Raw genomic sequence first — 12,188 nt, 5'->3', positions numbered from 1 at the left:
TATGAAAAAATATCAGCGTATGCATCTGATTTTTATCAGACAATACATCAAGCAAATCATGGAATACAAGGTGGATTTTGTAGTTGGTGTCCTGGGAGTTTTTCTGACTCAAGGCTTGAACCTCTTGTTTCTCAATGTCATCTTTCAACACATTCCATCCTTAGAAGGTTGGACTTTTCAAGAAATTGCCTTTATCTATGGATTTTCCTTGATCCCCAAGGGACTGGACCATCTCTTTTTTGACAATCTCTGGGCATTGGGACAGCGCTTGGTGCGAAAAGGAGAATTTGATAAGTACCTGATACGTCCTATCAATCCCCTCTTTCATATTTTGGTAGAGACCTTTCAGATTGATGCTTTTGGCGAACTCTTAGTCGGTGGCATTCTACTAGGAACAACAGTGAATAGCATTGCCTGGAGCTTTCCAAAATTTTTACTTTTCCTAGTCTGTATTCCCTTTGCGACCTTGATTTACACTTCCTTGAAAATTGCCACAGCCAGTATTGCTTTTTGGACTAAGCAGTCAGGTGCCATGATTTACATTTTCTATATGTTTAATGATTTTGCCAAGTACCCGATTTCTATTTACAATTCTCTTCTACGATGGCTGATTAGCTTTATCGTTCCATTTGCCTTTACGGCCTACTATCCTGCTAGCTATTTCTTGCAGGACAAGGATGTAATCTTTAACATCGGAGGTTTGATGTTGATTTCTCTGGTTTTCTTTGTCATTTCTCTAAAACTCTGGGATAGGGGCTTGGATGCCTACGAAAGTGCAGGTTCGTAAATAATAGAATATCAAAGCCTTGTCTCAGGACAGGCTTTTTTTAATAGAGATGAAAATTCCTTGACATCTATTCTCAGAGTGCTATACTGTAAGTGTAATCGCCGATTTAGCTCAGTCGCTAGAGCAAGAGAGTCGTAAAGTCTAGGTCACAGGTGAACATATGACTGAAGATTTGCAAAATTAGATATGTAGAAAATAACCGTTAAGCCCAGTTCTTATCGGTTATTTATTTTGTTTAATAGTATTGTTATTGCATCGATGATGTCTGTTTTTGTGATTCTAGTAGTGCTTCAACTTACTTGCTATTATTTTTGATGGTGTGAATGTGCTGATAATGTATTCCAGTTAAGTACGAAACTTTTGCATCCTTTTTAACATAAGTTAAAAATAAAATTAATCAATGTTAATTTTTCTTGACTTAAATTTTTTTAATTGATATACTATTTTTCAGAGAGCTAACAATTATATATAAATGTACTACTCTATTTCCTAGATAATACTTAGTAAAACTTTTTATAACAAAGGCTAGCAAAGTTAAAGTTTACTATCTATTGGAAATTAAATAAATATGTAAGGAATTAAAATGAAAAAAAGTACAGTATTGTCATTAACTACAGCTGCAGTTATTTTAGCAGCATATGTCCCTAATGAGGTAGTTTTAGCAGACACATCTAGCTCTGAAGATGCTTTAAATATCTCTGATAAAGAAAAAGTAGTAGTAGGTAAACAAAAAGAAAACAAAGAAAAACATGAAGATATTCATAATGCTATAGAAACTTCAAAGGATACTGAAGAGAAGAAAACAACAGTTATTGAGGAAAAAGAAGTTGTTAGTAAAGAATCTGTGATAGACAATAAAACTAACAATGAAAAAGCAACAATCAAAAAAGAAGATTCCAATCAATACAAAGGAGGTAATGCAGACTCGGCTGCAAGTAAAGACACGGAAAGTCCCAAAAAAGAAGATAGACTTGTCTATATTGCTGAATTTAAAGATAAAGAATCTGGAGAAAAAGCAATCAAGGAACTATCAAATCTTAAGAATACAAAAGTTTTGTATACTTATGATAGAATTTTTAACGGTAGTGCTATTGAAACAACCAAAGATACTCTGGACAAAATTAAACAAATAGAAGGTATTTCATCGGTTGAACGGTCACAAAAAGTCCAACCAATGATGAATCATGCCAGAAAGGAGATTGGAGTTGAAGAGGCAATTGATTACCTAAAGTCTATCAATGCTCCATTTGGTAAAAATTTTGATGGTAGAGGTATGGTCATTTCAAATATCGATACCGGGACAGATTATAGGCATAAGGCCATGAGGATTGATGATGATGCTAAAAAGTCAATGAGATTTAAAAAAGAAGACTTAAAAGGCACAGATAAAAATTTCTGGTTGAGTGATAAAATTCCTCATGCTTTCAATTATTATAATGGTGGTAAAATTACTGTAGAAAAAGCTGATGATGGAAGCGATTATTTTGATCCACATGGGATGCATATTGCAGGGATTCTTGCGGGAAATGATACTGAAAAAGATATCAAAAACTTTAATGGAATAGATGGAATTGCTCCTAATGCACAGATATTTTCTTATAAAATGTACTCTGACGCAGGATCTGGCTTCGCAGGAGATGAAACAATGTTTCATGCTATTGAAGATTCGATCAAACACAATGTCGATGTTGTTTCAGTATCATCTGGCTTTACAGGAACAGGTCTTGTAGGTGAAAAATATTGGCAAGCTATTAGAGCGTTAAGAAAAGCAGGCATTCCAATGGTCGTAGCTACAGGTAACTATGCGACTTCTGCTTCAAGTTCTTCTTGGGATTTAGTGGCAAATAATAATCTGAAAATGACCGACACTGGAAATGTAACACGAACTGCAGCACATGAAGATGCGATAGCAGTTGCTTCTGCTAAAAATCAAACAGTTGAGTTTGATAAAGTTAAGATTGGAGGAGAAAGTTTTAAATACAGAAATATAGGGGCCTTTTTCGATAAGAATAAAATCATTACAAACGAAGATGGTTCAAAAGCTCCTAGTAAATTGAAATTTGTATATATAGGCAAAGGTCAAGACCAAGATTTGATAGGTTTGGATCTTAAGGGAAAAATTGCAGTAATGGATAGAATTTATACAAAGGATTTAAAAAATGCTTTTAAACGAGCAACGGATAAGGGTGCACGCGCCATTATGGTTGTAAATACTGTAAATTACTACAATAGAGATAATTGGACAGAGCTCCCAGCTATGGGATATGAGGAGGATGAAGGAACTACTAGTCAAGTTTTCTCAATTTCAGGAGATGATGGTGTAAAGTTATGGAACATGATTAACCCTGGTAAAAAAACTAAAGTCAAAAGAAATAATAAAGAAGATTTTAAAGATAAATTGGAGCAATACTATCCAATTGATATGGCAAGCTATAATTCTAATAAACCGAATGTAGGTGATGAAAAAGAAATTGACTTTAAGTTTGCACCTGACATCGACAAAGAACTGTATAAAGAAGATATTATAGTCCCAGCAGGGTCTACATCTTGGGGGCCAAGAACAGATTTACTTTTAAAACCGGATGTTTCAGCACCTGGTAAAAACATTAAATCCACTCTTAATGTCATTAATGGGAAATCAACTTATGGCTATATGTCAGGAACTAGTATGGCAACTCCAGTTGTAGCAGCTTCTACTGTTTTGATTAGGCCAAAGTTAAAGGAAATGCTTGAAAGACCTGTATTGAAAAATCTTAAGGGAGATGACAAAATAGATCTTACAAGTCTTACAAAAATAGCCCTACAAAATACTGCACGTCCTATGATGGATGCAACGTCTTGGAAAGAAAAAAGTCAATACTTTGCATCACCTAGACAACAGGGGGCAGGGCTAATTAATGTGGCTAATGCATTGAGAAATGAAGTTGTAGCGACTTTCAAAAACACAGATTCTAAAGGTTTAGTAAACTCTTATGGTTCTATTTCTCTTAAAGAAATAAAAGGAGATAAAAAATATTTTACAATTAAGCTTCACAATACATCAAACAGACCTTTGACCTTTAAAGTTTCAGCATCTGCTATAACTACAGATGCTCTAACTGACAGACTCAAACTGGATGAAACATATAAAGATGAAAAATCTTCAGATGGGAAGCAAATTGTTCCAGAAATTCACCCAGAAAAAGTCAAAGGAGCAAATATTACATTTGAGCATGATACTTTCACTATAAGCCCAAATTCTAGCTTTGATTTAAATGCGGTTATAAACGTTGGAGAAGCTAAAAATAAAAATAAATTTGTAGAATCATTTATTCATTTTGAGTCAGTGGAAGAAATGGAAGCTCTAAACTCCAACGGGAAGAAAATAAATTTCCAACCTTCTTTATCGATGCCTCTAATGGGATTTGCTGGGAATTGGAACAAAGAGCCAATCCTTGATAAATGGGCCTGGGAAGAAGGGTCAAAATCAAAAACAATGGAAGGTTATGATGATGATGGCAAACCGAAAATTCCAGGAACCTTAAATAAGGGGATTGGTGGAGAACATGGTATAGATAAATTTAATCCAGCAGGAGTTATACAAAATAGAAAAGATAAAAATACAACATCCCTAGATCAAAATCCAGAATTGTTTGCTTTCAATAACGAAGGGATCAACGCACCATCATCAAGTGGTTCTAAGATTGCTAAAATTTATCCTTTAGATTCAAATGGAAATCCTCAAGATGCTCAACTTGAGAGAGGATTAACGCCTTCTCCCCTTGTATTAAGAAGTGCAGAAGAAGGATTGATTTCAATAGTAAATACAAATAAAGAGGGAGAAAATCAAATCGACTTAAAAGTCATTTCGAGAGAACACTTTATTAAAGGAATTTTAAACTCTAAAAGAAATGATGCAAAGGGAATCAAATCTTCTAAACTAAAAGTTTGGGGTGACTTGAAATGGGATGGACTCATTTATAACCCTAGAGGTAGAGAAGAAAATGCACCAGAAAGCAAGGATACCAAAGATCCTGCTACTAAGATAAGAGGTCAATTTGAACCGATTGCAGAAGGTCAATATTTCTATAAATTTAAATATAGATTAACCAAGGATTATCCATGGCAGGTTTCCTATATTCCTGTAAAAATTGATAACACAGCCCCTAAGATTGTTTCGATTGATTTTTCAAATCCTGAAAAAATTAAGCTGATCACAAAGGATACTTATCATAAGGTCAAAGAGCAATACAAGAATGAAACGTTATTTGCGAGAGATCAGAAAGAACATCCTGAAAAATTTGACGAAATTGCCAACGAAGTTTGGTATGCAGGAGCCGCTCTTGTTAATGAAGACGGAGAAGTTGAGAAAAATCTTGAAGTAACTTATGCAGGTGAGGGTCAAGGAAGAAATAGGAAACTTGACAAAGACGGAAATACCATTTATGAAATTAAAGGTGCAGGAGATTTAAGAGGAAAAATCATTGAAGTCATTGCACTAGATGGCTCTAGCAATTTCACAAAGATTCATAGAATTAAATTTGCTGATCATGCTGATGAAAAGGGGATGATTTCCTATTATCTAGTAGATCCTGATCAAGATTCATCTAAATACCAAAAGCTTGGCGAGATTGCCGAATCTAAATTTAAACATTTAGAAAATAGAAAAGAGGATAGTCTTAAAAAAGATGCAACTGAAGTAGAACATCATCAAGACAATGAAGAGGCTACCGAAGAAAAATCTAGCTTTACTATCAATAAAGCCATTTCAACAATTAGAGACTTTGAAAGCAAAGACTTAAAGAAACTCATTAAAAAGAAATTTAGAGAAGTTGATGACTTTACAAGTGAAACTGGTAAGAGAACAGAGGAATACGATTATAAATACGATGATAAGGGAAATATCATTGCTTATGACGATGGTAGTGCCTTACAATATGAAACTGAAAAACTTGACGAAATCAAATCAAAAATTTATGGTGTTCTAAGCCCGTCTAAAGATGGACACTTTGAAATTCTTGGAAAGATAAGTAATGTTTCTAAAAATGCCAAGGTATATTATGGAAATAACTATAAATCGATAGAAATCAAAACGACCAAGTATGATTCGCATTCAAAAACGATGACATTTGATTTATACGCTAATGTTAATGATATTGTGGATGGGTTAGCTTTTGCAGGAGATATGAGATTCTTTGTTAAAGATGATGATCAGATAAAAGCTGAGACTAAAATTAGAATGCCTGAAAAAAATAAGGAAACTAAAACGGAATATCCCTATGCATCAAGTTATGGGAATGTAATAGAATTAGGAGAAGGAGATCTTTCAAAAAATAAACCAACCAATTTAACGGACATGGAATCTGGTAAAATCTATTCTGATTCAGAAAAACAACAATATCTATTAAAGGATAACATCATTCTAAGAAAAGGCTATGCACTAAAAGTGACTACCTATAATCCTGGAAAAACGGATATGTTAGAAGGAAATGGAGTTTATAGCCAGAAAGATATAGCAAAAATCCAAAAGGCCAATCCTAATCTAAGAGTCTTATCAGAAAAAATAATTTATGCTGATAGTAGAAATGTTGAAGATGGAAGAAGTACTCAATCAGTATTAATGTCGGCTTTGGACGGCTTTAACATTGTAAGGTATCAAGTGTTTACATTTAAAATGAATGATAAAGGGGAAGCAATCGATAAAGATGGAAATCTTGTGACAGATTCTTCTAAACTTGTATTATTTGGTAAGGATGGTAAAGAGTACACAGGAGAGGATAAGTCCAATGTAGAAGCTATAAAAGAAGATGGCTCTACGTTATTTATTGATGCAAAACCAGTAAATCTTTCAATGGACAAGAACTACTTTAATCCATCTAAATCTAATAAAATTTATGTACGAAATCCAGAATTTTATTTAAGAGGTAAGATTTCTGATAAGGGTGGTTTCAACTGGGAGTTGCGAGTTAATGAATCGGTTGTAGACAATTATTTAATCTATGGAGATTTACACATTGATAACACTAGAGATTTTAACATTAAGCTTAATGTTAAAGACGGTGACATCATGGACTGGGGGATGAAAGACTATAAAGCAAACGGATTTCCAGATAAGGTAACAGACATGGATGGAAATGTTTATCTTCAAACTGGCTATAGCGATTTGAATGCGAAAGCGGTTGGAGTACACTATCAATTTTTATATGATAATGTTAAACCAGAAGTAAAGATTGATCCTAAGGGAAATACTAGTATCGAATATGCTAATGGAAAATCTGTAGTCTTTAATATCAATGATAAAAGAAATAATGGATTCGATGGTGAGATTCAAGAACAACATATTTATGTAAATGGAAAAGAATACAAAACATTTGATGATATTAAACAAATAACAGACAAGACACTAAACATTAAGATAGTTGTAAAAGATTTTGCAAGAAATACAACCGTAAAAGAATTCATTTTAAACAAAGATACGGGAGAGGTGAGCGAACTAAAACCTCAGATGGTAACTGTGACCATTCAAAATGGAAAAGAAATGAGTTCAACGATAGTGTCGGAAGAAGATTTCATTTTACCTGTCTATAAGGGGGAATTAGAAAAAGGCTATCAATTTGATGGTTGGGAAATTTCTGGTTTCGAAGGGAAAAAAGACACTGGCTATGTTCTTAATTTATCAAAAGATACCCTTATAAAACCTGTATTCAAGAAAATAGAGGAGAAAAAGGAGGAGGAAAATAAACCTACTTTTGATGTATCCAAAAAGAAAGACAACACACAGGCAAATCCTAGTCAATTAAATCAAAGTCATAGAAAAGAGGACTTACAAAGAGCAAATCATTCACAAAAATCTGATTCAACTAAGGATGTTACAACTACAGTTCTTGATAAAAACTTTGAAAATAATAAGGAAGTCCATCTTAATGAACAAGAGAACATAGCTAATAAACATACTAACATTGATAGTAAGTCGGATACTAGCCATTCTGATAAGTTGCCAAAAACCGGAACAGTTAGAGCAGCTCTTACACCATTCATTGCTGGAATATTGTTTATAGTGGGAGCGCTTCTTGGATTGAAGAAAAAAGATCAAGATTAAGACAAAATCTATAGAAAAAATGTTTATGTGTTGAGATTAGATACTGTGATGGTTAAACAGTTTTATGTCAATTATTATTTATAAATGAACTATGTAGTTCAGTGTGATATTTTTCTAATGCGAATGAAAATTTTTAATAGCTATTCTAAGCTATTTCTAAAGATTTGGTCATAGGTTTGATTATTGCAATCTATATTGGAGGTAAATCAAAGAAAAATTAAAAAATTTTAAGTATTAGTTTAAGAGTAATTATCGCAAGTTTGTTTATAAAAAGAAAGAAGTATGTTTTCTTTCTTAAACTAGAAACAACTTAAAATCAATTTATATAGAATAAAACTGATTGGGAAACCAGTCAGTTTTATGTATTAACAGTATGTCGTCAATATAGTTAAAAATTTAATTATAACTTTATTAATTATATTGAGAAAAGTAGTAAATGATGGTATGATAATAAGTAAGGTTTGAAAAGTTTGTATGATGAATTGTAGTTAGAATTGCTTTATGTGAATTAGTTGATAGGATTTATAAAGAGGAGAAACTTTCAAAGCAAAATATGAAAAGGAGAGTATAGATGAAAAAAAATTATGGGTACGATATTTTAAGGAAATAAATAATAGAAAACCTACTGTAGAAGAAATACATTTTGCTATGCAACAAGGAGAAATTGAAATGAATTTCTTTGATAAGTTTTTGCATTGGATTATGAGATGTCTATCAAGTAAGAAAATTCGTAACATAATAGTAATCAGTTCTGTTTTGATAGTGTCTGCTATTTTATTATTTCCTTTTTTTAGATCTGAATACAACAAACTGATGTATACTCAAAATAACGCACAGTATGATACAGTTATTGAAGAGTACAATAACGCAATAAAAAATAAAAGCGATGAAAATGACTATAAGTTAATTTTAGAACAACCTAGTCGTCAACCATCCTATGCTAAGATAGATAGTAATGGGGATAACAAAGATGAGCTATACATAGCATTTAAAGATAGTAAAGAAAAGTATGAGATACTAGCAATCTATGAAGTTCAGTTTGGTTCTGTGAAGAAATTAGACTTATCAAGTAACACCCTATCTGAAGAACTGATATCAAAAGCAAAATGGAATTTGTTTGATGTACAACACTTAATAACAATGAATCTAGATGAATTATCTGATGGAAATTATCAAAGTGTTAAGGGAAGTTGGATAAGTAAGAATGGTAAGGGGAGAATAACATTTGATAAAGATGGTTTATCATTTATAAATGGTAAAGATGCTAAGGAAAAAAGCCAGTTTAAGCATGAGGATTTAAAAATTTTTAATCAGTATATCACTATTGACACTACTTTAAATGGTCGTTTTAATTTTCACGAGATATCTAAAGGTACTTTATCAGGAAATCTAGAGTATCAAGATGGTTCATCTTCCCTGCATACTTTTATATTTATACCTAGAGGAATTGACTTTAAAGATTCAGATTTAAAATACGATAGAATATATGATGAGACTTATGAAGTTATGTATTACTCTGAGACGGATCAGTTTATTGAAAGAACTGCAAATACATCTAAGGTTGATATAAGAGAACTTGTTAAAGGAAATTACTCTTCTATAGCTGGTAAATGGTCTTCTAAACCAAATCAATATCAAAGAAGTCTAAAAATTGATAAAGATGGTTTAGTTTACTTTGATGAGAATAGCTCAAATGGTAGAAGAATCACTTCGATTGATGTTATTTTTAGTTCAATTATATTAAATATAGAGGGTAAAACTAAGAATACTTATCAACATATATCTTTAATACCAGCTGGGCATGCAAAAGATAGTAAAACAGATAGTGATAAAGATAGGATTGATATATTGGATAAGGCTGATCTTTTTACAGATCCGAATGTCTTATATAGAGTGGATGAGTAGTTGAGTAAGTAGATATTGAAGTTCAATTTAAACTAATCTTTAAAGGGAAAACAGTCCTTTAAAATAAGGAATGATTAAATCAAGATAAAATAGAAAACGAGAAACATCTCTAAGTCTAGAGCATGTTTCTCGTTTTTTGTATGGTTAAAAAGTAAAATGAATACGAATATAATAAGTACTAATTATAATTGACTCTCGAAATCAAAAACTGATTTATAGGATGGTGTATTAGAACCATTTTCAAAATAACGATATTCTTCAGTAACTCCAGGATTACCTTCCCCTTGAACCATTAGCCATTTATCTGTTTTGAAGAACGAATCATCTCTTAGATTAAAATAAGAATCGGTTCTTAAATTTTCAGATTTAGAACCATCATTATTAAGTCTATAAATCGAATATTGATCAACCTTAAATGCTTCAATACCATCAAAATATGAAAGTTCTGAGCCATATTTTAGTGTAAATTCTTCTGTAGTATCAGATGCAATATCATATCTTTGATAAATATTATTTTGGGTTGAATACCAAATTTGGTTTCTGGATGCATCAAATAAAAGAAATTCCCTTTGTAATTCATCTGTTTGTAACATTTGCATTTCTTTTGTATTTAAATTAAAGAGAACTCTCCTTGACTTAGGATAAAAGTAAATGTCCTGACCTAATTCATAATCTTGCCAATTCTCCCAGTTAGTATCATAAATACTTACTGGGAAAACTAAATAATCTTTATTACCGCAAATTCTTGAGTTAGATTTAGACCCGCAATATATTGTTGGGTCTATATAAATATCTCCCAAGTAACAAGAAGATAGAATAGTTTCTTTTTTTCCTGTAAGAACGTCAAACATTTCAATATAACTATTATTTTTTATCATTGAAATTGGTAACGTTCTTCTAAAGTATGAATCTTTATTTATTTTTATTTCATAATTTTCATAATTTTGAACAGAGTAAAAAATTAAGTTGTCAGATATATATATATCACTGAAATTTTGTAATTCACTTTTTGTAATTTTCTCGCAATAGTTTATACCCGTAGTTGAGTTGTGAGGAAAGTAATATAGGTAGTTTAATCCTAGAGAATACACTATAATACCTTCTTTATTGACAAATAAAAATAATTGACGAATGCTGTTCTGTTCATTCTCATAGGAACTATCTAATTTTGTTATAAAAGTTCTGTCTCCCGAAATAATTTCTTCCTTCCAAAGCTCACCCTTCTTTATATAGTAATGTTCGTCATTAAAAATAAATCGCTTAAAGTGAATGGTTTCACCATATTTTTCGAATATTCTACCACCGTGAAATGAGTTACAAAGGTACTCTGAACGGAGTGTTTCATATTTCACTAACTTTTCTAGTCTAGACCCGCATTTAGAACAAAAGTTGTGAGATTCGTCAAATTCAATTTGACAATTTTTACATTGATTCATAGAAAGAATCTCCCTAAAATTTTATTTTTTAAATTATAACATATTATATAGACTTTAACAAGCTAACTATTTCTCGATAATAGAAGCTTAAAATTACTATTTATGGCAAATTTTTGTCACCTTAATATATTGAGGCTTATAATTTTACATTGACATAATGATGATACTGTGATAGAATAAATTCGTTAAAAGGAGGCGCTTTCATGTACTATTATTCAGCAAAAACTGCAAAATCTCATGTTAGTAAACTAGTGATGACAACTGCACAAAGAGAGCAGTTACACAAAAATTATAAAAAATATGTTTTGTATGAATTTAAAAATAAGCCTAAATCTATTGTTTATGATGGTGGAGGAATCTTTTCTGATCGTAAATTAAGAACTTACTTCCATGTATGGATGGGATCAGATATTTTTAAATCTTCTAGTATAGCTAAAAAGTCTGTGCCGTACTGGGAATTTTCAAGTGATGATAAGGATAAAATAGCTAAAAAAACGGCTATAGAATTGAAAAAAGCAGGGTACAAAGTCGAAGTACAAGATAATGGAGGATTAAAAGTTTATAAGACTCCTGCTAAAAGATGAAATAAAGTTATTTTAGTTTTTCGATATTTATTATATACTTGATTTATATTCTATTAATTATAAATTTCATGATTATATACAAAATTGAATTTGTTGAAAATGAACAAATCTACTATCCCATGTTAGGGAGTTGTAGATTGTTCATTTTTATATATTTTACAAGTTATATTAGGAAGAGTGACGAATGATTCTCATACAATAATTGTTATGGAACTAAATCATAAATTAGTAAGTTTAGAAATAATTTTTTATTGGGTTGTATTCTCAAGAACAGAGTTTGATTTTGCTTATTAATACTTATAAAAAAGTTGAAAAAATTGTAATTTATGGTAGTATATTAAATAGAATTAGTGTATATTTTGCGTTTAGAAATTGTTTAAATGTTTCTATGCAAATAA

5 protein-coding genes are annotated in these 12,188 nt (G+C 31.4%); 4 read left to right on the top strand and 1 reads right to left on the bottom strand.

The genetic code is table 11. The features are described from left to right. Nucleotide 1 precedes the first annotated feature (1 nt). The 3 genes from N8M66_RS02330 (at nucleotide 2) to N8M66_RS02320 (ending at nucleotide 9,770) form a co-directional block, all read left to right on the top strand. Nucleotides 2–787 carry an ABC transporter permease gene (locus N8M66_RS02330; protein ID WP_261045379.1) on the top strand — a complete coding sequence of 262 codons (786 nt, stop codon included), beginning with the start codon at nucleotides 2–4 and terminating at the stop codon, nucleotides 785–787. 583 nt (nucleotides 788–1,370) lie between these two features. Beyond that, the gene (locus tag N8M66_RS02325; RefSeq protein ID WP_261045377.1) at nucleotides 1,371–7,865 is read left to right on the top strand and encodes a S8 family serine peptidase; all 6,495 of its coding nucleotides are present in this window, start codon (nucleotides 1,371–1,373) and stop codon (nucleotides 7,863–7,865) included. A gap of 648 nt (nucleotides 7,866–8,513) precedes the next feature. Further along, nucleotides 8,514–9,770, top strand: a complete 1,257-nt coding sequence (locus tag N8M66_RS02320) for a hypothetical protein (protein ID WP_261045375.1) — start codon at nucleotides 8,514–8,516, stop codon at nucleotides 9,768–9,770. Nucleotides 9,771–9,952: 182 nt separating this feature from the next. Here the strand turns inward: N8M66_RS02320 and N8M66_RS02315 are convergent, their stop codons facing one another. Beyond that, nucleotides 9,953–11,206 (bottom strand): hypothetical protein, encoded by a 1,254-nt coding sequence (locus N8M66_RS02315; RefSeq protein WP_261045373.1) that lies wholly within the window; start codon nucleotides 11,204–11,206, stop codon nucleotides 9,953–9,955. Between the two features lie 203 nt (nucleotides 11,207–11,409). Here N8M66_RS02315 and N8M66_RS02310 point away from each other — a divergent pair, with 203 nt between their 5' ends. Further along, nucleotides 11,410–11,790: a hypothetical protein gene (locus tag N8M66_RS02310; protein WP_261021274.1), complete on the top strand. Its 381-nt coding sequence runs from the start codon at nucleotides 11,410–11,412 to the stop codon at nucleotides 11,788–11,790. The last annotated feature ends 398 nt before the right edge of the window (nucleotides 11,791–12,188 follow it).

Origin of the sequence: Streptococcus mitis (assembly GCF_946188585.1) — a bacterium.
Lineage (GTDB): Bacteria > Bacillota > Bacilli > Lactobacillales > Streptococcaceae > Streptococcus > Streptococcus mitis_DG.
This window is presented reverse-complemented; position numbering and strand designations above follow the sequence as displayed.